Here is a 22139-nt window from a genome sequence, read left to right on the forward strand (position 1 = left end):
ATCTGTTGTAAATAAAACCGCTGAAAGCCATTCAGCGGTTTTATTTTGCACATGCTTTTATATAGTTGTTTTTTCAACAGATATAAAGCGTTTAAAGTTTGATTATCTTGACCATAATAAAGCAGGAATGTTAAAATACCCGTTTTGCCGGCATGGTGCCGGCATATATTGACTCAACAGGATAAAGAGAAAATATGCCTACTATCAACCAATTGGTACGTAAAGGACGTCAGGCTCCGGTTTACGTCAACAAAGTACCTGCTTTAGAGGCTTGTCCTCAAAAACGTGGCGTATGCACCCGTGTATACACCACTACTCCGAAAAAACCTAACTCAGCGCTGCGTAAAGTATGCAAAGTGCGTCTGACCAACGGTTATGAAGTGATTTCATATATCGGTGGTGAAGGCCACAACTTGCAGGAACACAGCGTAGTACTGATTCGCGGCGGTCGTGTAAAAGACTTGCCGGGTGTGCGTTACCATACTGTACGCGGTTCTCTGGACACTGCAGGTGTTAAAGACCGTAAGCAGTCCCGTTCTAAATACGGTGCTAAACGTCCTAAATAATCGGACGCATCGGCAGATCATCTGTCGAGTAAGTGAATATTTACATAAATATTCGCGGGCTATGCCCAGCTGAATAGTTTAAGGAAATTGAAATGCCAAGACGTAGAGAAGTCCCAAAACGTGACATATTGCCAGATCCGAAATTCGGCAGTATCGAATTATCCAAATTCATGAATGTGCTGATGATTGACGGTAAAAAATCTGTAGCAGAACGCATTGTATACGGCGCTCTGGAACAGATTGAAAAGAAAACCGGCAAAGAAGCCATTGAAGTGTTTAACGAAGCCATTGCCAATGCCAAACCGGTGGTAGAAGTAAAAAGCCGTCGTGTTGGTGGTGCTAACTATCAAGTTCCTGTTGAGGTTCGTCCTGCCCGTCGTCTGGCTCTGGCCATGCGCTGGGTACGCGATGCGGCTCGTAAACGCGGTGAAAAATCCATGGATTTGCGTCTGGCTGGTGAATTAATTGATGCGGCCGAAGGTCGCGGCGGTGCATTGAAAAAACGTGAGGAAGTACATCGCATGGCTGAAGCCAACAAAGCCTTCTCTCACTTCCGCTTCTAATGCAGAAAGGCAATTATCGTGGCTCGTAAAACCCCTATTGAGCAATACCGCAATATCGGTATTTCTGCACATATTGATGCTGGTAAAACCACCACTTCAGAACGTATTCTGTTTTACACCGGCATGACTCACAAACTGGGTGAAGTACATGACGGTGCAGCCACCACCGACTGGATGGAGCAAGAACAGGAACGTGGTATTACCATTACCTCTGCTGCTGTTACCACCTTCTGGAAAGGTATGGCAGGTCAGTTTAAAGAACACCGTTTAAATATTATTGATACCCCGGGACACGTAGACTTTACTGTTGAAGTAGAGCGTTCTATGCGTGTACTGGATGGTGCGGTAATGGTTTACTGTGCTGTGGGTGGTGTACAGCCTCAGTCTGAAACTGTATGGCGTCAGGCCAATAAATACAAAGTGCCTCGTCTGGCTTTTGTAAATAAAATGGACCGTCAGGGTGCCAACTTCTTCCGTGTGGTTGAACAGATGCAGACCCGTCTGCGTGCCAATCCGGTACCGGTTGTCATTCCGGTAGGAGCTGAAGACGGTTTCGAAGGCGTGGTAGATTTGCTGAAGATGCAGGCTATCGTATGGGATGATGCAACTCAGGGTTTGAAATTTGAGTATGCTGATATTCCTGCTGACCTGAAAGACGTTGCCGAAGAATGGCGCGAAAAAATGGTTGAAGCTGCAGCAGAAGCCAACGAAGAACTGATGGAAAAATACCTCGGCGGTGAAGAGCTGAGCGAGGAAGAAATCGTTGCTGCCCTGCGTGCACGTACACTGGCTGGTGAAATTCAGCCGGTACTGTGCGGTTCAGCATTCAAGAATAAAGGTGTACAGCGTCTGCTGGATGCTGTGGTTGAGTATCTGCCAAGCCCGACAGACATTCCGCCGGTAGCCGGTGAAAAACCGGATGGTGAAAAAGACAGCCGTAAAGCTAGCGACGATGAGAAATTCTCTGCGTTGGCATTTAAACTGATGAACGATAAATACGTTGGTCAGCTGACTTTCATCCGCGTGTATTCCGGCGTGGTGAAATCCGGTGATACTGTAGTGAACTCTGTTAAAGGCACTAAAGAACGTATTGGTCGTCTGGTACAGATGAAAGCCAATGATCGTGATGAAATCGAAGAAGTACGTGCCGGTGACATTGCAGCTGTAATTGGTTTGAAAGATGTAACTACTGGTGAAACGCTGTGTGATACTGACGCTCCGATTATTCTGGAACGTATGGAATTCCCTGAACCAGTTATTCATGTAGCAGTTGAACCAAAAACTAAAGCTGACCAGGAAAAAATGGGTCTGGCTCTGAACCGTCTGGCTAAAGAAGACCCGTCTTTCCGTGTGAAAACAGATGAAGAATCTGGTCAGACTATTATTTCCGGTATGGGTGAATTGCATCTGGAAATTATTGTAGACCGTATGAAACGTGAATTTGGTGTAGAAGCCAATGTGGGTGCACCACAGGTAGCTTATCGTGAAACCATCCGTAAATCAGTGGAATCCGAAGCCAAATACGTTAAGCAGTCTGGTGGTAAAGGTCAGTATGGTCATGTAGTGATCACTATGGAACCTTTGGAACCGGGTGGTGTAAACTACGAATTCATCGACGAAATTAAAGGTGGTGTGATTCCACGTGAATTTATTCCGTCTGTGGATAAAGGTATTCGTGATACCATGACTAATGGTATTCTGGCCGGTTATCCGGTTGTGGATATCCGTGTGCGTCTGACTTTCGGTTCATACCATGATGTGGACTCTTCGCAAATCGCGTTTGAATTAGCCGGTTCTATGGCATTCAAAGACGGTATGCGCAAAGCTTCTCCGGCACTGCTGGAACCTATCATGGCGGTTGAAGTAGAAACACCGGAAGACTACATGGGTGATGTAATGGGCGACTTGAATCGTCGTCGTGGCATCGTGCTGGGTATGGATGATGATGGTATCGGCGGCAAGAAAGTTCGTGCCGAAGTACCACTGGCAGAAATGTTCGGTTACTCAACCGACCTACGCTCTGCTACTCAGGGACGTGCTACTTACTCCATGGAGTTCAAGAAATACGCTGAAGCACCAAATAATGTAGCCGAGCAGGTAATTGCTGCACGTAAAGGCTAACTTATTTACCGATAACCTGAAAGTACCTGTACTTTCAGGTTATCATCGTTCTTTAATGATCTTTATTCAAGGAAACTTAGCTCATGGCTAAAGAAAAATTCGAGCGGAGCAAACCGCACGTAAACGTTGGCACCATTGGTCACGTTGACCATGGTAAAACCACTTTGACAGCTGCAATGTGTACCATTCTGTCCCAGAAATTCGGTGGTGCAGCCAAAGCTTATGATCAGATTGACAATGCCCCGGAAGAAAAAGCCCGTGGTATTACCATTAATACATCACACGTAGAATACGAAACTGCAGAACGTCACTATGCACACGTTGACTGCCCGGGACACGCTGACTACGTGAAAAACATGATTACCGGTGCAGCCCAGATGGACGGCGCGATTCTGGTGGTTTCTGCAGCTGACGGTCCGATGCCACAAACCCGTGAGCACATCCTGTTAGCCCGTCAGGTAGGTGTACCTTACATTATCGTTTACATGAACAAATGTGACATGGTAGACGACGAAGAGTTGCTGGAACTGGTAGAAATGGAAATTCGTGACCTGTTGTCAAGCTACGAATTCCCGGGTGATGATGTTCCTTTGATTAAAGGTTCAGCTCTGAAAGCACTGGAAGGTGACCAGTCAGACATCGGTGAAGCTTCAATTATGGCTTTGGCAGATGCACTGGACAGCTACATTCCTACACCGGAACGTGCAGTAGACAAACCATTCCTGTTGCCGATTGAAGACGTATTCTCAATTTCAGGTCGTGGTACCGTGGTTACCGGTCGTGTAGAACGCGGTGTAATCAATGTGGGTGATGAAATTGAAATCGTTGGTTTGAAAGACACCCAGAAAACCACATGTACTGGCGTTGAAATGTTCCGCAAATTGCTGGATCAGGGTCAGGCAGGTGATAACGTAGGTGTATTGCTGCGTGGTACCAAACGTGAAGAAGTAGAACGTGGTCAGGTACTGGCAAAACCGGGCAGCATCACTCCGCACACCAAATTCAAAGCAGAAGTATACGTACTGAGCAAAGAAGAAGGTGGTCGTCATACACCGTTCTTTGCGAACTACCGTCCGCAGTTCTATTTCCGTACAACAGACGTAACTGGCGCAGTAAGCCTGGCGGAAGGTGTGGAAATGGTAATGCCGGGAGAGAATGTAACGATAGACGTAGAACTGATTCATCCGATTGCGATGGAAGAAGGCTTACGCTTTGCGATTCGTGAAGGTGGCCGAACAGTTGGTGCCGGTGTGGTTGCTAAAGTTATCGCTTAATCAGGAAGAATATAGATATGAAAAACCAGAAAATCCGTATTCGTCTGAAAGCTTATGACTACGCTCTAATTGATCGTTCTGCTCAGGAAATCGTAGACACTGCCAAACGTACTGGCGCTGTGGTAAAAGGTCCGATTCCTCTGCCAACCAAAATCGAACGTTTTAATCTGCTGCGTTCTCCTCACGTGAATAAAACTTCACGTGAACAGTTGGAAATTCGTACTCATCTGCGTCTGATGGACATTATCGACTGGACTGATAAAACCACTGATGCATTGATGAAACTGGACTTGCCAGCTGGTGTTGATGTTGAAATTAAAGTTCAATAATTAATTGAATTACTAAAACGGACTGTATATTTTCCAGTCCGTTTTTTATTTATTCTTAATTCGGGTAATTGAACAGGTTAGAATAACCAATTCAGAGTATTAAGCAATATCTGTGCTTTGACTGGTAAGGTAAATATTTTGCGGTTAATGATTTTTCCATTAATGCGGAATTTATTAGCCAGCTTGAATTGGTGTGAAGAGTATTTAGTTAATAGTTTAAGCTCTAAAAAAACAATACTATACTGGGTATCGGCCGTGATGGGAAAAACAGATTAATGCAGTTTGCTAATATTTCACAGCAATTGTTGTTGAATGTGATGTTTAATTATATCTGCCATTTTTTTTATCCCTGTATCGATTTTTTCTTCTGAAACAGTTACAAAAGCCAGCCTTAAACAATTATTTTTTTCACCGTGTACATAGAAAGTTTCACCGGGAGCAAAAACTATTTTTTGAGCAATGGTTTCTTTGAGTAATTCAGTAGCATTAATATATTCAGGTAATTCAACCCAGATAAACATACCTCCTTCAGGTTGATTCCAGCTAACTTCTTTAGGCATATACTGTGCTAATGATTGCAACATATACTGGCAGCGGGCATTATAGAGCTGGCGGATTTTCGGAATATGATGATTGAGAAAATTATTTTTACTAAGAACCTGATAAGCAATGTACTGAGTCAGGCTAGGGGTATGTAAATCCGAAGCCTGTTTTAGCGGAAGCAGTTTACTGATGAATTGCTTATTCGCAACCAAATATCCTAAGTGGAGTCCCGGCGCTAAAATTTTGGAAAAAGAACCTAAATAAACAGTGTTTTCTGGTGCCAGCGTATATAAAGCAGGCAAACGCTGACCCTGATAATCCAAATCGCCATAAGGATCATCTTCAATCAGCAATAAATTATTCTGTTTTGCTTTTGCGGCTAAAGCCTCTCGCCGGTGTAATGGTAACCGACGTCCGGTAGGGTTTTGAAAATTTGGAATGCTATATAGAAATTTTGCAGAGCTTGCCAGTTCATTATCTATAGTTTCAGGAATTAAGCCTTCATTATCACTGGCAATAGCTACATATTCGGGATTGTATTGATTAAAGGATTGTAATGCCCCAAGATAAGTCGGAGTTTCTACCAGTACTGTATCGTTAGTATCAATTAGTGCTTTCCCGATTAAATCCAATGCCTGCTGTGAACCAGTTACTATCAGAATTTCATCACTACTGACTGATACATGATCACGTTCTGATAAATAATTAGCTATCCATTGCCGTAAAGGTGTATAGCCTTCACTTGGTCCGTATTGTAGTGCACCATAAATATCCTGGTTTTCCAGTAAGGCATTAGTTGCATCTTTGATTTCTGATAATGGAAATGTATCTGGAGCCGGTAAGCCGCCAGCAAATGAAATAACATCTGCCTGTTCGGTGACTTTAAGGATTTCTCTGATAGTTGAGCTTTTTAAATTTTGCGCACGTCGGGAAAATTTCCAGGGCATAAATCTGACCTTTTTAGATGATATTTGCTTAATTGTTAAAATATATTTATCTTATTTGATTTTAAAATTATTTTTTAATTATGGTTTGGATAATGCAACGAATTTTTTATCGTACTTATAAAGCGTAATATCAGCCGGAGAATATTCAATATCTGAAAAGCTTTTCGATGAGTAACATAAAATTAGTATAGCGCCTGTGCAAAAATACTGACAGATAACGCTATACTTGTACTTCATTATTACAATAAGTATGGATTATTCATAAGCATGCTGTTTCGGTAGCCAACAGACTGTCAATTGTTTCTCGCTCTCGAATCAGATGATGTTCTGTACCATTAACCAATACCTCAGCGGCACGACAGCGAGTGTTATAGTTACTTGCCATACTGGAAGCATATGCCCCGGCACTTTGTATTAACAGTAAATCACCTGCTTTAGCTGCAATGGTTCGGTCTTTAGCCAGAAAATCTCCGGTTTCGCAAATTGGTCCGACGACATCAGCAACAAATTTATCTACTGTTGTCGGACTGGCGTTAATAATATTGTGATAGGCCTGATATAGTGAAGGTCGCATCAGATCATTCATGGCCGCATCTACAATCACAAAGTTCTTTTCTTCACCTTGTTTAATGTATTCAACTGTAGTGAGCAAACTGCCAGTATTACCAATCAGACTGCGCCCGGGTTCCAGTATTAATGGCAGGTTACGCCCGGATAACAATTTGCTGACTGCTGCTGCATAAGCATTCAGATCAGGCACATTTTCGTTTTGATAAACAATACCTATGCCACCACCCAAATCAATATGCTCTATCCGGATTCCCAGTTCGTCTAGTTTGTCTACTAGTACTAATAATCGTTGTAATGCTTCGATTAAAGGTGATAAATCAGTTAGTTGTGAGCCAATGTGACAGTCAATTCCTGTGATTTTTAAGTGCGGTAACGTAGCAGCAAGCTGATATGCTGCTAATGCATCCTGACTGGCAATTCCGAATTTATTGGCTTTTAACCCAGTAGAAATATATGGATGGGTATGAGCATCAACATCAGGATTAATACGCAATGATACCGGGGCAATTTTATTCAGACGCTGGGCAATACTATTAATACGTTCCAGCTCAGCCAGTGATTCAACATTAAAACAGCGAATATTGTTTTTCAGGGCAAATTCAATTTCAGCACTGCTTTTGCCTACACCAGAAAAGATGATCTTGTCGGCAGCTCCGCCAGCCAGTAATACCCGCTCTAATTCTCCGCCTGAAACGATATCAAAACCGCAGCCCAGACTGGCAAAATAGCGCAGAATAGATAAATTTCCATTGGCTTTGACTGCGTAACATATTAAAGGTTTTAAATCGGCAAAAGCCTGTTGATAAAGATTAAAAGCATCAGTTATTGCTTTCTGGCTATAAACATATAATGGTGTACCATACTGTGCAGCCAGTACAGAGTAGGGTACTTGTTCACATTTCAGGGAATTAGTCATGTTTAGGTAAATTTTTCTGATCAATCGGATCAATAGTCAGTCCGGTTTGTACAGGTCCGTATTTGGCTTTATCTCCCTCTTTTGGCAAATAAAGATCACCCTTATAACCACAGGCCGCTAAACAACTGGTTGCAATTACAGTTAAAAAGAAGAAACGAAACATTAATCTGACCTATTGTAGTTAAGCTGGCAGTGAACAGCTGTACTGCCAGAACGGATAAAACTAGGATTTAAACATATTATATGGCAAGATAACAGTGTGAATGTAATAAAATGCAGGGGTATGGTAAGTAAGATGACCGAAAGTGAATTTTTACAATATAGTGATGATTTGTTTGGCTATATTGAGGAAAAAATAGATGAAGGCGGTTGGGATCTCGATTGTGAAGCTGGCGGAAATGTACTCACAATTGAAGCAGAAAGCGGAGAGCAGATTATTGTAAACCGGCATGCTGCTACTCAGGAATTATGGATAGCAGCAAAAAGTGGTGGTTATCATTTTGCCTGTAAGAACGGTCAATGGCTTTCAGCACGGGATGGCAGTGAATTTTTTGCGGTCTTAAATCAGGTACTGTCTGCCGCCTGTGACGATGACATATCTATTCCGGTTTTGAGCTGATTTCTGATAAGGGGAAATAGTGATGTTGCATACCTTGATTAAACATGATTTGAAGGCTTTACAGGCATTTGTGGCCATTGTTGAATGTCAGGGTGTGACTGCTGCACAGAAACGGCTGAATATGTCACAATCGGCAATCAGTATGCATTTGGCGCATCTGGAAGAAAGTCTGGGGGTGATATTATGCCGACGCGGTCGTTCCGGTTTCGGGCTGACTAAAGCCGGGCATCAATTATATGAAGCATGTACATTACTTTTACAGGCAACCTCTGAGTTTCATCGGGAAGTACAGAATATTAAATGGCATCGTTCTGTGCTTTCCGGTAAGTTGCGAATTGGCTTAGTTGAGTACTTACCACCTGATTTTCAGCATATTTTTAATCAGGTAATTGCCAGTGCCTATCAGCATTATCCGGAGCTGCGTCTGACTATTGATATTTGTGCGCCACATGATATCGAAACCGCTATTGCCAATAATCAGATGGATTTTGGTATCGGCTATTACTATAGTCTGCTGAAAAATTTGCAATATCAGATAGTTTTCGAGCAGCGTGAGCATGTTTATTGTCATGCAGAACATCCGGCTGCAAAAGTTAAAGATTTAACATTAAATCAGCTTGCTGAAGAATATCACTGGGTAAAACGTACCTATGCTGATTTTCCGGCTAATGCCGGCTTTTCTGCCGGAGTAACTACGGCTACTGCAGATAAAGAGCGGGCAACATTGTTGTTTATTCTCGCAGGCAGCCATCTTGGTTTTTTATCACAAGATATGGCTGAGCCTTACGTTCGTACAGGTGAACTGGTGCCATTACTGGCACAGCAGGCGACTAATATAGTAAATCATTTTGCTGTTACCCGTCCTACGCCTGATCCACGGGTAAACTGGTTTCTGGGAGAGTTAAGCGGTCTGTTGCCTTAAAGCAGTTAAGAACGAAGTATCCCTTTAAATTAGATAGCTAGCCGAAAAAATTACAAATCAATAAATAATAAGTAAATTTTTATTTAAAGTAAGTATTTAAACAAAAATAGAAGACTGATAAACGCTAAACCAATAATATGTATAACTTCTAAAAAAGATAAACATTTTTATAGGTTAAATGGGATTAAAAACGAATTATGTATGGTTTTTATCCTAGGAAAAAATATTTATCTCTTTATAGATTTTATTTACTATTGATCATGTTTTCAATTAATGAACATACTAATTTAATATCTTCAATAGTAGTTCGCCAGTTTACAAATGCTGCACGAATGCCTTTTTCATGATTAAAAGTGGTTGGTGTCATAAATACAAGGCCGGTTTTATTTAATTTTTGCAGAAATTCAGCGGTATCGCAGGCGGCAGCAACTTTAAAGCAGACAATATTTAAACGTACTTCAGCCAATAATTCAAAATAGCTGCTTTTACGTATATAGTTACCAAATTCTTGAGCCAGCTCAATAGAATTATCCACAATATACCGATACCCTTCTCTGCCATAGGCCAACAGGCTGAACAATACTGGTAATGCTTTTAGTCTTCTTGAATTTTCCGGCAAGATATTCATAAAGTTAAAATTTTCCAGTTGATTTTCCAGATATGGAGCACTGCTGTTTTTAAACTGGTTAAACTGTAAGCTGAAATGCTCTTTTCGTATAAAAAAGCAGGCGTTTTCATAAGGTACGTTTAACCATTTATGGCAATCTATGGCAATGCTGTCAGCCATTTCCCAACCATTGAGTAAATGTGGATAGTGTGAAGAGCAGGCGGCAAATGCTCCAAAGGCGGCATCAATATGTATCCAACAGTTATAGCTATGCTTCAACTCCATAATTTCCGCAATAGCATCAAAATCAGCTGTATTGGCTGTACCCGCATTTAAAACCAGAATAAATGGCTGATGTTTGAAACGATCTTCAATAAACAGTTTTAATTCGGCTACATTAATGGCTTCACGCTGATTTGAAAGAGTAGGAATGGTAATTAAGTTATTTCTGCCTAAACCAAGCATAGCTAATGATTTTAATACTGATGAATGAGGGGTAGCCGATATAACTGGCAGTGACAGATTTATTAAACCATCAGCAGCAATATCCTGTTTAAACTGAGTGCCATACCATTGTCTGGCCACAGCCAGCGCAGAAAAATTTGCCATGGTCGTGCCGGTGACAAATCCGCCGGTAAATTCTCTTGGCAGATTGAATAAATCCAGTAATAAATCAGTTGTCTGAGTTTCAATACGTGCAGATACATCCCCCTCGCCGCTGATAGCCTGAGTATTCTGATCGTAAATAGTGGCCAGAATATCGCCTATTATTGCAGCCGGTGTACTGCCTCCGGTTACATACCCCCAATATCTGGGACCGCCTGAAGCAACAATAAACTCTTTAAACTGAGTATTAAATTGATTTAAGGCCGCTAATCCGCCATAACCTTGTTCGGGTAGATTTAGTTGCGGCAAACTATTTTGCTGTTGCTGAGTTAATTGGCAACATGTTGGCATACTGTCGAGGTTGTTTAGAAAGTCGATAGATTGATGAAAAGTATTTTCTAAAAGCTCATGGATGGCAGTTAAATCGTTTTTTAATGTTTTATTCATATATATTTATTGTATTGGATTTATCTAGAATTGATTGTATAACTTTTTAATTATTGGAGAAATTTATTTTAAATCTAAGCAATGATATCTTTAGATAAGGCAATAAACTCTGCCTGGTTATGGTAATAGGCTTTTCTGGAAAGATTCAGGCAGACATCTTAAAATCTGAATCTGATTTGTATTCTAAAGTCTGTCTATCGTGAATGAATTTGATTTTATTCGTCAATATTTATATCGTCAGCAGCAGGATGAGCAACTTATTCTGGGTATTGGGGATGATGCCGCTATTATAAGACCTCGTAGTGGCTATGATCTGCATTTCAGTACTGATATGCTGATAGGCGGAACACATTTTTTTCCGGATGTTGCTCCGGGGGATTTGGCGCATAAAATACTGGCTGTTAATTTGTCGGATATGGCTGCTATGGGAGCCAGTCCGCGCTGGGCATTGCTTAGTGTGGCGCTGCCTGAGCTAAATAAAGAATGGTTAGCAGCGTTTTGTGATGCTTTGTTTGCTCTTGCTGCGCGCTTTGGGGTAACACTGATTGGTGGTGATACCACTAAAGGTAACTGGATATTTAATGTTAATATTATTGGTGAAACACCTAGAGGACAGGCTTTGCGGCGTGATGTTGCAAAAATCGGTGATGATATCTGGGTGTCCGGTCAGTTGGGGTTGGCTGCCGCTGCATTGGATATGCACTGGGGAAAAGTAAAATTACCCGTAGATGTATATAAGACGTGTGAACAGAAACGTCTGCGTCCGGAACCGCGGGTTGCACTAGGAAGACAGCTGCTCTCCCTTGCGCATGCTGCGCAGGATATTTCTGATGGTCTGGCTCAGGATCTCGGACATATTCTGGCTGCGAGTAAGGTGGGCGCACAGTTGAATGTCGATGCTATTCCCGGCTTACAGACTTTACGGCAGATATCTGATGATGAGCAGCAATTAAGGCAATGGATGCTGGCCGGAGGTGATGATTATGAACTGGTGTTTACTGCATCTCCTGTACAACGTGAAGCAATTTTAACAGCAGCTCAGACTACTGTTACACCAGTAACACGGATTGGTGCTATTACTGCATCAGGACTATTGCAGTTAAAAGATAATGCGGGCAATATTATCAGCTTATCTAAACAAGGATTTGACCATTTTGGCTGAACAAGATTTGACTACTGCACCGGTAACACCTACCTGGCGCTGGTTGTGCCGGCATCCGGTATGCTGGCTGGGTTTTGGTTTTGGTACGGGATTAGCGCCGAAAGCACCCGGAACATTCGGGACGCTACCAGCCATTCCATTGGCCGCATTATGGCTTATGCTGGGATTACCCCTGTGGCTGAATATCATTTTTGCTTTGTCGCTGTTTCTGGTTGGTATATTTATTTGTGATTATACTGAACAAGCATTGCGCCGGCAGGATTATGGAGGCATCGTCTGGGATGAAATTGCTGCTATGATGCTGATTTTATTTTGTATCCCGGCAGGCTGGATATGGTGGCTGGCTGCTTTTGTTATTTTCCGTTTTTTCGATGCTGTAAAACCATGGCCTATTCGCTGGTTTGACGCCCGGGTACACGGCGGTTTCGGTATTATGCTGGATGATTTGATTGCGGCAATTTTTAGTTTACTGGTGTTATTACTGGCCGGATACTGTATATCATCTTATGATTCAATCTTGAATATATTCAGATAAAATTGCATAAAACAGTTAAATCTTTAATCAATAATAATCCGGAATGCGTTATGCTATGCTAACCATAATGATAAAGTAATCTGCATGGGGCTGATGTCAGATATGATATTCAACAGGAAAAGGAAAACAGCATGAGTGGTCAGATTTGGTTGTATGTATTAATTGCTGCAATAATCGGTTTGGTGCTTGGTATGGGGCTGATGTGGCTGTTATTGCGGCGCAGTAGTCAGAATCAGCAATATCAGTCAGTTAAAGCCAGCTTTGACAGTTATCGTCAGCAGGTAGACCAGCATTTTATTCATACGGCCAGTGCTGTAGATGAGCTAAACCGCTGCTATGAAAAAGTATTGCAACAACTCAATATTGATGCAAAGCAATTGATGGAAAAAAATACTTTGCAGGAACTGCTACAGAAACGTGCTGATAAAAGTGTCACTTTGGCATTTATGACCAGTTCAGAAAATAAAAATCCGCAAACGGATGCGGATTCGACCTTGCCTTATACTGATGTGATGCAAGCGGCCGTCATCCCAATTAACGGCATGCCGGATCAGGTACCTGATCGTATCGGTCCTAACGTGATACATAGCCATGAGCAGCTGACACATCCTAAAAGCAAAAATGTTACACGTGACGGTGGATCAACAGAAAAATCAGTTGATTTACAACAGAGTAAATCCTGATTAGGGTTTAATGCATTAAAAAATCAGGCTGTAGCAAAATTTTTGCTACAGCCTGATTTTTATTTTAATTAGCGTATAAATTCGATATTTTCCGGTTTTTTCAATCTCTGTTTAAGTAGTTTAGGTAAAAGAGGATGAAAATACCAGTGCTGGTCATCCAGCCGGATACAGCCTGCCTGAGCCTCAATCGTCACATTCGTATCAGTTACGGTATCTGTGTCAGTAACACGTATCTGATGCCATTTGCCCCAGTCGCAAACCGGTAACAATGGCGCATATTGGATAACTTTGTCATTTTGTTCATCCATAGCTGTTTCTTTACGACAGTGACCATCACATAAATGAGCAGCCTGTTTCGGACATGGCTCATGAATGCTGATGCTTTGCGGCAGAATATCCAGTACCGCTGGGCACAGATCATAGCGGCGTGCCCAGTCAGATAATGCACGTTTTGCTGCACGCGGATGAGCAAATAATCCGTAAGGCGGATGTCGCAATATTTCTTCCTGTAGCCGAATAATTCTTGCCTGTAATTGTCCGCGCTGATTGGCTACAAAAGAAACCGTATACCAGTTAGCAGGTGAGGAAGATTTGGATAAATGTGTCTGTGTTTGTGGGTGCAACTGATAGTAACCATATAGCCATAATGCATGCAAAGAGCTGACAGCGGGAATAAAATTAATTTCTGTAGTATTTTTCCAGTAGCTTTGTGTATTTTGGCGCTGAAACTGTATACATATATCGGTAAAAGCCCGTTCCACTATCATTAAAGATTCAGGCTGATTCGGAGTATGTTGTAACAGAAGTCCGGAGCTGTCTGGCAGAGCATATAATTGCTGACGTAATTCAGGTTTAAGCCATGCAGGGAAATAACCCGGTTTAATCATTGCCCGCCACTGAGACTGCCAAAGGGCATTATCATGCTCACGCAAGCTGCGCTGTAAAAACTCAGTTAAAGCAAGAACGTCACCCATGGCACGATGGCGGTCGGCTGCGTTCAGATCAATCTCGAAACGAGCAATAATGGCATCCAGATTATGTTTGAAATGCTGCGGGTATAATTTTCGTGAAAAGGGGACTGTATCAAGTGTTGGTGCTGCAAAATTAATATTATTGCGTGCAAAAGCATGACGCAAAAAAGTGTAATCAAAGCGACTATTATGTGCGACCAGAAGGTGCCCGCGCAGTAAAGGTAGAAGCTCGCCAGCAATGTCGGTAAAGCTCGGTGCATCCTGCACCATTTCATTGCTGATACCTGTTAATTTAGTAATAAAATCACTGATTGGCTGCTGCGGATTAACCAGCCATTGATGTCGGCTGATACAACCCTGATGAAAACGTAAAATAGCGATTTCAGTAATCCGGTCCTGAGCGAAATGGCCACCGGTGGTTTCAAGATCGACTATGGCAACAGGCAGAGGCAGCGTACAAAAAACCGCTGCCAGCTCGGCAAATGCAGCGGCGTCATCGTTGGTAACAATACTCATGACGCAAATAACTAACGCTTAAAAAATAGTCATTCTATACTAAAATGCAGGTTATGGAATAATGCCTTTATACTAAGAAGTTTAATGAATTTATATAAACACTATCTATACAGGTCTCCAGAATTTAAATATGAATTTATCTGTCGATAAAACAGTATATTGCTTAATATTGCCATTTTTTAATTATGACTGGTCTTGACAGTAATGCCGATGTTACCTATACTGCACATCTTTCTCGCACCCGTAGCTCAGTTGGATAGAGTATCTGGCTACGAACCAGAGGGTCGGGCGTTCGAATCGCTCCGGGTGCACCAAGTTTCCGCGCCCATCGTCTAGCGGTTAGGACATCGCCCTTTCACGGCGGTAACCGGGGTTCGATTCCCCGTGGGCGTGCCAGTTAATAAGAAAAGCCAGCTTTTTAAGCTGGCTTTTCTTTTATCCAGATTTCTGTTCAGAATTCATAAATTTATTAAACTAATTTAAGTAAGAGTGACTGGTTTTTTATTCAGGTAGTCCGGTTATCTGAATTTTTCCATTAATGTTTAATGTGAGGCGAGTTTCACCGGCTGCAATATCCTGAACCGGAGCAGAGCCGGCTGTACGGCTTAGCATCATAGGTTGAACATAGGCTGCATAATTCTGGGTAGCTTGGCTATTGCCTAAATTTATATTCACTATTTTGTATCCATGACCGCCTAGTTCATAAGTAATTTGTGTTGCACGCTCCTGAAAACGGGCAATGGCCTGTCGGGTTAATTTTGTTTCATAGTTTTTCAGTGTTGTATCCGCAACCTGATAATTTATAGCTTCAATGGTTGCCAGACGCTGTACTGTAGCAGCGAACTGATTTAAAGCCGCTAAATTTGTACTTTTAATCTGTATCAGAGCACTGTCCTGCCAGCCATTATCGATGCGTTTATCTTTTTGATAATCAAATCTTGGCTCAACCGCACGCGTTAATTGTGTGGTATTAAAATCAGCATGCCGGTGTGCATTAGCCAGAATCTGATTCAGTTGACTGGTAACTTTATTGCTGATCTGCTGTCTGTCCGCTCCCTGTTGCTGAATCTTTAATACCAGCACCATTTCATCCCGAGTAACGGTTTGCGACGCCTGTGTACTCAGCTCTACTACACCATAATTTAATTTTATTTCTTCTGCCAGACTGCTACTTGTTGAATATACAGATAGTAATACTATGAAGATATATGAAATAAAGCGGCGGTTCATTGTACAAACCTTTGTCACAATATAATGAAAGCAGATTAGCAAGGTGACAGATTAAATACAATAATTATTTGATAATAATGGGAAAAGATGAGGAATATACAGAGAATTTAGAAATGAAGGTGGCGAGCCAAACCCCCGGCACTGGTCGCTTTAAGATGGGCTGCTTGCTTCCGCACCTGACCCGTTGTCCTAAATAACCATGCGGGGAGACCCGCCACAGCGCGGTATTATACCGGTAGTTGGACTAATTCCCAACTGTTTTCTTAATTTTAATACAAACAAAAATAGCTATTGTTAAAACAATAGCTATTTCAAATAATTAATCGCAAAAATTAAAGGCTGATTTTGGTTTTACGTACACCATAATCCGGTTGAAGCAGAGCGCATTGCGGATGATTATGACGGCTGAAACGACGCGCACGTCCCGGAATTTGCTGACAGCTGACACTTACGTCATTACTATCCTGAGTTCTGCCTGTCTGATTATTTGCATTAGCCTGATTGGCTTTAGCTGCTCGTTCGCGTTGACGCGGTTTATCACTCTCAACTTTAACCGAAGAAGTCTGTGACGCTTTATTTTCAGCGGGTGCCTGTTCCCACCAGCGCGGTTCAAAGCCTTCAATGCGTTCAATTTGCAGGTTATTCTGAGTTAATTCTTTTATTGCATTAAATACCTTTTGTTCCTGCTCATCCATCAGGGAAATAGCTACCCCTTCAGCGCCGGCACGGCCGGTACGCCCGATACGATGTACATAATCTTCGGCATTCAAAGGTAGCTCATAATTGATTACAAACGGAAGTTCAGCAATATCCAGACCGCGTGCCGCTACATCCGTGGCCACCAGAACACGCAAACTGCCTTCCTTGAATTGTGCCAGTGTTTCCAGACGTGTTTGCTGGGACTTATCGCCATGAATAGCTTGTGCACTTATCCCGCGGCGGTTTAATTCGCGATTAACCTGATCAACACTTTGCTTAGTATTACAGAATACAATTACCTGATTCATATTCAGATCACAGATCAGCCGCTGCAGAAGTGAACGCTTGCGTCCGTTATCCAGTGCAATAATATGCTGTTCCACATTGGCAGAAGTGGTATTTTGTGCTGCTACCTGAATTTTTTCCGGATTATGCATAAAATCCTGAGCGAGCCGCTGAATGGCCGGTGCAAAAGTTGCTGAAAACAGTAAAGTCTGACGCTGTGATGGCAGCATTTGCATGATTTTGCGGATATCGTCAATAAAGCCCATATCGAGCATTCGGTCTGCTTCATCCAGAACCACAATTTCCACTTTGTTTAGCTGGATATTTTTTTGTTGTACGTGGTCAAGCAAACGTCCTACTGTAGCAATAACAATCTCGCAGCCCTGACGTAAATCCTGTTTCTGAATCTCCATATTCATCCCGCCAAACAGCACGGTCTGGCGTAAAGAAAGATTTTTCAGATAACCCTGTACATTCTGATCAATCTGGTCAGCCAGCTCACGGGTTGGCGTCAGTACCAGCATACGCACAGGATGCATTGCCGGAGATGTACTGGTATTAGCATAGCGTTTCAGTCTTTCCAGACTGGGCAGCATAAAGGCTGCAGTTTTTCCTGTACCTGTTTGTGCGGCAGCAAGTAAATCCATACCTGCCAGCGCTTTCGGAATAGCCGCATACTGTATAGGTGTAGGTTCGTGATAACCCTGTTCTGTTAGCGCAGAAACAATTTCCTGAGATAAACCCAGGCTGGCAAAAGCATTCATTTTGACAACCTCCAGTTGTTGTCTGCATATACATACAACTGTTACGAATTGGATAGAATAGATGACTGTTCAAATATCATTATTTTTAGAAAAGCACCATAACGGCAGATGGTAATCATTGATGTTATGGTTATTGTGACAAAATAGTCACTAATGTAAACCAATAGTGTATCATCTTTATCAACCCGTTATAAACCTGACTGCTATCTGGCTAAAATTAAATAAAAATTCGTAAATTAGCATTTGAATGAAGTCATTACAGCTTTGTATAACCTTTTGCAGACGGGCATTCAGCTACTAAGTAACAGATAACAAAATCGTATAATTCAAATAGATAGCATAAATAAGCTTTTGCTAAACATCTAATCATAGGCTTATGAGATAATTAACTTTATTAAGTTAATCATACAGTACAAGCGAGCATATCAATATGTCAGATGAAAAAAGCAAGGCTTTGGCTGCGGCACTGGCGCAGATAGAAAAGAATTTTGGTAAAGGTTCCATCATGAAAATGGATGGCAGCCATACCGATGAAAATCTCGAAGTAATCTCTACCGGTTCACTCGGACTGGATCTGGCTCTGGGTGTGGGTGGTTTACCACGTGGTCGTATCGTAGAAATCTACGGACCGGAATCTTCCGGTAAAACAACGCTGTGTCTGGAAGCCATAGCACAGTGTCAGAAAGATGGTGGTGTATGTGCATTTATCGATGCCGAGAATGCCTTTGACCCGATTTACGCCCGTAAACTTGGGGTAAAAGTTGAAGAATTACTGGTATCACAACCTGACACCGGCGAACAGGCTCTGGAAATTTGTGACATGCTGGTTCGCAGTGGCGGGGTGGACATGGTTGTTGTTGACTCGGTTGCAGCTTTGGTACCCAAGGCTGAAATTGAGGGCGAAATGGGTGACAGTCATGTCGGCTTGCAGGCTCGTCTGATGAGTCAGGCTTTGCGTAAACTAACTGGTAACATCAAAAAAACCAATACTCTGGTTATTTTCATTAATCAGATTCGTATGAAAATCGGTGTCATGTTTGGTAATCCTGAAACCACTACTGGTGGTAATGCACTGAAATTCTACTCATCTGTACGTCTGGATATCCGTAAAATCGGCCAGATTAAAAAAGGTGATGATGTTATTGGTAATGAAACACGCGTTAAAGTAATCAAAAACAAAGTAGCTCCGCCATTTAAACAGGCTGAGTTCGATATTTTGTATGGCGAAGGTATCAGCTGGGAAGGTGAGTTGATTGATATCGGCGTTAAGCTAGGCATTGTTGAAAAATCAGGTGCATGGTACAGCTACAATGGCAGCAAAATAGGTCAGGGTAAAGACAATGTACGTCAATGGTTGAAAGATAATCAGGAAATAGCCGACGAAATTAATCTTAAAATTCGCAATAAAGTAGGTATCACTGCTCAGAATACCGAAGGGCAGTTGGATGATACTGATGGTGAAATGCCTGCCGAAGACTAAACGGGTCTGTTTTAAAAAGCTGCTTAGCTACACTAAGCAGCTTTTTTATTAGCTTATATGAGTTAAAAATCGACTGGAAAATTCTGGATAGTATATAGTTAAAAGAAAGGTAATTGCTTATGGAATAAGCAATACCATTGATAATACGGAAATGAGTTGCAGAGTCAGAGACCATTCCATTACTTCATGTATACATCTGATAAATGCTTTTAAAGCGGATTTAAGTTATGATATTGAAAAGGAAAATAGTACTATTTGTAAAAATTTCCAATCAGAAACCACACCTTTTAAACAACACCAAGCATAAATCATGATCACTTTAGCTGAATATCAGCAACAAATGACTGCCGGCTATACTCATATTCCATTAGTACAGGAAGTGCTGGCAGATATGGATACACCATTGTCACTTTACCTGAAACTGGCAAATAAACCATTCAGCTATTTGCTGGAGTCGGTAGTAAATGGTGAGCGTTTTGGTCGATATTCTTTTATCGGTTTGCCCTGTGATACCTATATTAAAATATCCGGACAAAACACAAGGGTATACCAGAAAAATCAGCTAATAGAAACGCATCAGGGTAATCCGCTGGAATTCATTAAAACATTTCAGAACAGATATAAAACTCCTGATATTCCTGACTTGCCAAGATTTACAGGCGGATTGGTAGGTTATTTCGGATATGAAACCATTTATCATTTTGAACAAATAGCCCACCGGCTGAAGCAGGCAGACAAACCTAATCCGATTGGTGTGCCTGATATTTTTCTGCTGCTTTCCTTAGAGCTGGCGGTTGTGGATAATTTATCAGGCAAAATTTATCTGATTGTTTATGCCGATACCAGTAAAAAAGATGGTTATCAGCAGGCCAGAGCACGTTTAGAAGAGTTACGCACCGCGCTGCGTCAGAGTGTGCAGTTACCATTGTCACTTGGCAGTGAATTAACTGAGCCTGTGGCAGAAACTGGCGAAGAACAATATAAAAATTATGTTAAACAAGTAAAAGAGTACATTCTCAATGGCGATTGTATGCAGGTTGTCCCCAGTCAGCGCCTCAGCATGCCTTTTTACGATAATCCATTGAGTCTGTACCGTGCTCTGCGTACTTTGAATCCTTCCCCTTATTTATTTTATTATCATTTTGACGACTTCTATGTGGTGGGGTCTTCTCCGGAAATTCTGGTAAGACGTGAACAAAGCAGCGTTACCGTACGTCCTATTGCCGGAACGCGTCCTCGGGGCAGAACACCAGACGAAGATCAGGCACTGGCACAGGATCTGATAAATGATCCCAAAGAAGTGGCCGAGCATGTCATGCTAATTGATCTTGGACGCAATGATGTCGGACGCATTAGTAAAATCGGTCAGGTAAAAGTTACCGATAAAATGATTATCGAACGCTATTCTCATGTAATGCATCTGGTATCCAATGTTGAAGGTGAATTACAGGATGGAACATCGAATCTGGATGTACTGGCTGCCACCTTTCCGGCTGGTACGCTTTCAGGCGCACCAAAAATGCGTGCTCTGGAAATCATCGAAGAACTGGAGCCAAACAAACGTGGTGTTTATGGCGGAGCAGCCGGTTATCTGAGTTTTTCCGGAGATATGGATTTATGTATCGCTATTCGTACTGGTGTTGTCAGAAACAATACACTATATGTACAAAGTGGTGGCGGTATCGTCTTTGATTCAGATGAAGAGCTGGAATGGCAGGAAACTCAAAATAAAGCCAGAGCAGTAATCAGAGCGGCGCATATGGTGCAGCAGGGTCTGGATAAGTAAAGCAGATAATTAGTTACTTAGAATTAACTATGGTTGATGCACTATTATTTATAACTATTCCATCAACCATAGTTAATGTCGTCGCCAATACTATGCAGTAAACCATCAGCTAATCATTTAAAACACAAATTAGCATTAAACAGGTTTCAATTTCACTTTAATATCTGCCGGCGGAGCATAATAGGGCGCAGAGGTAACCAGTAATTGCGCTCCCGCACGAACATATTCCGCTATATTTAATAAAGTAACGCCACCGGCAGCAGACAATAAACTCATTGGCGCTAATATTTGCTGTTTTGCCAACACCATTGCAAATTCTTCCGGCGTAAATTTATCCAGCTGTACAATATCTGCCTGTGCTGCCAGTGCTGCGAAAGCCTCTTCGATATTATCTGCTTCGACAATAATTTTCTTTTCCGGCGCAGCATACTTTAAACGCGTTACCATAGCAGCCCAATCATCCGGCTGTGCATAAAAATGGCGGTGATTGGCAAACAGCAAAACAGACTCAGCTGTGCCGGCACGATGTAATATTCCTCCGCCATCTATTACAGCCGCAATAGCCAGAGATTTCGTACCGGGAATACTCTTACGCGTGCAGGCAATTTGTACCAGCGGATTAATCTCATGTGCACTAGCCAGCATTTGCGCCATATATTGTGCTACACCACTGCACCATTCCAGTACATTCTGTGCCACCTTCCAGCCCTGATGCAGATTTTCAGCTTGACCAAAAGCGGTTAACAGCACGGTTTCAGCATTAACATCAGCACCATCTTGTTCTTGTATCATTACTTCCAGCCCAAGTTTCTGCAATAGCCTGGCCGCAATGGCCACACCACTAACCCTGCCAGCTTTCTGGCGACAGAATGTCATTTTTCCAGCCTGCCGGCCAAAACCTAAAGCACGGGTGGTTAAATCACCATAAGCGATATCATCGAGTAATAGTTTATCCAGCTCAGCATCAGATAAATAAAACATGGTATTTCCCCGTTAAA

19 protein-coding genes, 2 tRNA genes, 1 other RNA gene and 1 pseudogene are annotated in these 22139 nt (G+C 42.1%); 14 read left to right on the forward strand and 9 right to left on the reverse strand.

Features of this window, described 5'->3' with window-relative positions; genetic code table 11:
* Positions 1-194: 194 nt before the first annotated feature.
* The 5 genes from rpsL (at position 195) to rpsJ (ending at position 4853) form a co-directional block, all read left to right on the forward strand.
* Positions 195-566 (forward strand): 30S ribosomal protein S12, encoded by a 372-nt coding sequence (gene rpsL / locus SALWKB2_RS01340; RefSeq protein ID WP_025329900.1) that lies wholly within the window; start codon positions 195-197, stop codon positions 564-566.
* 92 nt (positions 567-658) lie between these two features.
* Positions 659-1129 (forward strand): 30S ribosomal protein S7, encoded by a 471-nt coding sequence (gene rpsG / locus SALWKB2_RS01345; RefSeq protein WP_025329901.1) that lies wholly within the window; start codon positions 659-661, stop codon positions 1127-1129.
* Between the two features lie 18 nt (positions 1130-1147).
* The gene (fusA, locus tag SALWKB2_RS01350) at positions 1148-3250 is read left to right on the forward strand and encodes an elongation factor G (protein WP_025329902.1); all 2103 of its coding nucleotides are present in this window, start codon (positions 1148-1150) and stop codon (positions 3248-3250) included.
* An 83-nt stretch (positions 3251-3333) separates the two neighbouring features.
* A complete protein-coding gene (tuf, locus tag SALWKB2_RS01355; protein ID WP_025329891.1) occupies positions 3334-4524 on the forward strand; it encodes an elongation factor Tu in 1191 nt (396 codons plus the stop codon).
* 17 nt (positions 4525-4541) lie between these two features.
* The gene (gene rpsJ, locus SALWKB2_RS01360; RefSeq protein WP_025329903.1) at positions 4542-4853 is read left to right on the forward strand and encodes a 30S ribosomal protein S10; all 312 of its coding nucleotides are present in this window, start codon (positions 4542-4544) and stop codon (positions 4851-4853) included.
* A 293-nt stretch (positions 4854-5146) separates the two neighbouring features.
* On the opposite strand, the gene SALWKB2_RS01365 is transcribed toward rpsJ, so the two are convergent.
* The 3 genes from SALWKB2_RS01365 to lptM form a co-directional block, all read right to left on the reverse strand.
* The gene (locus SALWKB2_RS01365) at positions 5147-6343 is read right to left on the reverse strand and encodes an aminotransferase-like domain-containing protein (protein ID WP_180297663.1); all 1197 of its coding nucleotides are present in this window, start codon (positions 6341-6343) and stop codon (positions 5147-5149) included.
* Between the two features lie 259 nt (positions 6344-6602).
* Positions 6603-7829 carry a diaminopimelate decarboxylase gene (gene lysA / locus SALWKB2_RS01370; protein ID WP_025329905.1) on the reverse strand — a complete coding sequence of 409 codons (1227 nt, stop codon included), beginning with the start codon at positions 7827-7829 and terminating at the stop codon, positions 6603-6605.
* Entirely contained in the window at positions 7822-7992 is a 171-nt protein-coding gene (gene lptM, locus SALWKB2_RS11810; protein WP_078474526.1) for an LPS translocon maturation chaperone LptM, read from the reverse strand. The genes lysA and lptM overlap by 8 nt, the downstream gene beginning before the upstream one ends.
* 132 nt (positions 7993-8124) lie before the next feature.
* Here lptM and cyaY point away from each other — a divergent pair, with 132 nt between their 5' ends.
* Together cyaY and SALWKB2_RS01380 are read left to right on the forward strand one after the other, a co-directional pair.
* On the forward strand, positions 8125-8448 hold the full coding sequence (gene cyaY, locus SALWKB2_RS01375) for an iron donor protein CyaY (RefSeq protein ID WP_025329906.1): 324 nt from the start codon (positions 8125-8127) through the stop codon (positions 8446-8448).
* Positions 8449-8470: 22 nt separating this feature from the next.
* On the forward strand, positions 8471-9370 hold the full coding sequence (locus SALWKB2_RS01380) for a LysR family transcriptional regulator (RefSeq protein WP_025329907.1): 900 nt from the start codon (positions 8471-8473) through the stop codon (positions 9368-9370).
* Positions 9371-9614: 244 nt separating this feature from the next.
* Here SALWKB2_RS01380 and SALWKB2_RS01385 read toward each other — a convergent pair whose 3' ends face one another.
* Positions 9615-11030 carry a pyridoxal phosphate-dependent decarboxylase family protein gene (locus tag SALWKB2_RS01385; RefSeq protein ID WP_025329908.1) on the reverse strand — a complete coding sequence of 472 codons (1416 nt, stop codon included), beginning with the start codon at positions 11028-11030 and terminating at the stop codon, positions 9615-9617.
* Between the two features lie 199 nt (positions 11031-11229).
* On the opposite strand from SALWKB2_RS01385, the gene thiL reads away from it, so the two are divergent.
* From thiL to SALWKB2_RS11535, 3 genes are all read left to right on the forward strand, one after another.
* Entirely contained in the window at positions 11230-12192 is a 963-nt protein-coding gene (gene thiL / locus SALWKB2_RS01390; RefSeq protein WP_025329909.1) for a thiamine-phosphate kinase, read from the forward strand.
* Positions 12176-12727, forward strand: coding sequence for a phosphatidylglycerophosphatase A family protein (locus SALWKB2_RS01395; RefSeq protein ID WP_025329910.1), 552 nt, complete (start codon positions 12176-12178; stop codon positions 12725-12727). Before thiL ends, SALWKB2_RS01395 begins: the two co-directional genes overlap by 17 nt.
* 131 nt (positions 12728-12858) lie before the next feature.
* Positions 12859-13410, forward strand: coding sequence for a ZapG family protein (locus tag SALWKB2_RS11535; protein WP_025329911.1), 552 nt, complete (start codon positions 12859-12861; stop codon positions 13408-13410).
* A gap of 68 nt (positions 13411-13478) precedes the next feature.
* On the opposite strand, the gene SALWKB2_RS01405 is transcribed toward SALWKB2_RS11535, so the two are convergent.
* Positions 13479-14897: a 3'-5' exonuclease family protein gene (locus SALWKB2_RS01405; RefSeq protein WP_025329912.1), complete on the reverse strand. Its 1419-nt coding sequence runs from the start codon at positions 14895-14897 to the stop codon at positions 13479-13481.
* Between the two features lie 237 nt (positions 14898-15134).
* On the opposite strand from SALWKB2_RS01405, the gene SALWKB2_RS01410 reads away from it, so the two are divergent.
* Both SALWKB2_RS01410 and SALWKB2_RS01415 read left to right on the forward strand, forming a co-directional pair.
* A tRNA-Arg gene (locus tag SALWKB2_RS01410) sits at positions 15135-15211 on the forward strand.
* A 7-nt stretch (positions 15212-15218) separates the two neighbouring features.
* Positions 15219-15293, forward strand: a tRNA-Glu gene (locus SALWKB2_RS01415).
* Positions 15294-15398: 105 nt separating this feature from the next.
* On the opposite strand, the gene SALWKB2_RS01420 is transcribed toward SALWKB2_RS01415, so the two are convergent.
* From SALWKB2_RS01420 to SALWKB2_RS01425, 3 genes and pseudogenes are all read right to left on the reverse strand, one after another.
* Complete coding sequence (locus SALWKB2_RS01420) at positions 15399-16127, reverse strand: SIMPL domain-containing protein (protein WP_025329913.1); 729 nt, start codon at positions 16125-16127, stop codon at positions 15399-15401.
* A 118-nt stretch (positions 16128-16245) separates the two neighbouring features.
* An RNA gene (ffs, locus tag SALWKB2_RS11815) (signal recognition particle sRNA small type) lies at positions 16246-16343 on the reverse strand.
* A 295-nt stretch (positions 16344-16638) separates the two neighbouring features.
* Positions 16639-17875, reverse strand: a pseudogene (locus tag SALWKB2_RS01425) (DEAD/DEAH box helicase); the annotation flags it as partial.
* 430 nt (positions 17876-18305) lie between these two features.
* Between SALWKB2_RS01425 and recA the strand changes: the two are divergent.
* Positions 18306-19355 (forward strand): recombinase RecA, encoded by a 1050-nt coding sequence (recA, locus tag SALWKB2_RS01430; protein ID WP_025329915.1) that lies wholly within the window; start codon positions 18306-18308, stop codon positions 19353-19355.
* Between the two features lie 310 nt (positions 19356-19665).
* Positions 19666-21141 (forward strand): anthranilate synthase component I, encoded by a 1476-nt coding sequence (gene trpE, locus SALWKB2_RS01435; RefSeq protein WP_025329916.1) that lies wholly within the window; start codon positions 19666-19668, stop codon positions 21139-21141.
* A 135-nt stretch (positions 21142-21276) separates the two neighbouring features.
* Here trpE and modD read toward each other — a convergent pair whose 3' ends face one another.
* Positions 21277-22122, reverse strand: coding sequence for a ModD protein (gene modD, locus SALWKB2_RS01440; RefSeq protein WP_025329917.1), 846 nt, complete (start codon positions 22120-22122; stop codon positions 21277-21279).
* Positions 22123-22139 lie beyond the last annotated feature (17 nt).

This window comes from Snodgrassella alvi wkB2, from assembly GCF_000600005.1.
Classification (GTDB): domain Bacteria; phylum Pseudomonadota; class Gammaproteobacteria; order Burkholderiales; family Neisseriaceae; genus Snodgrassella; species Snodgrassella alvi.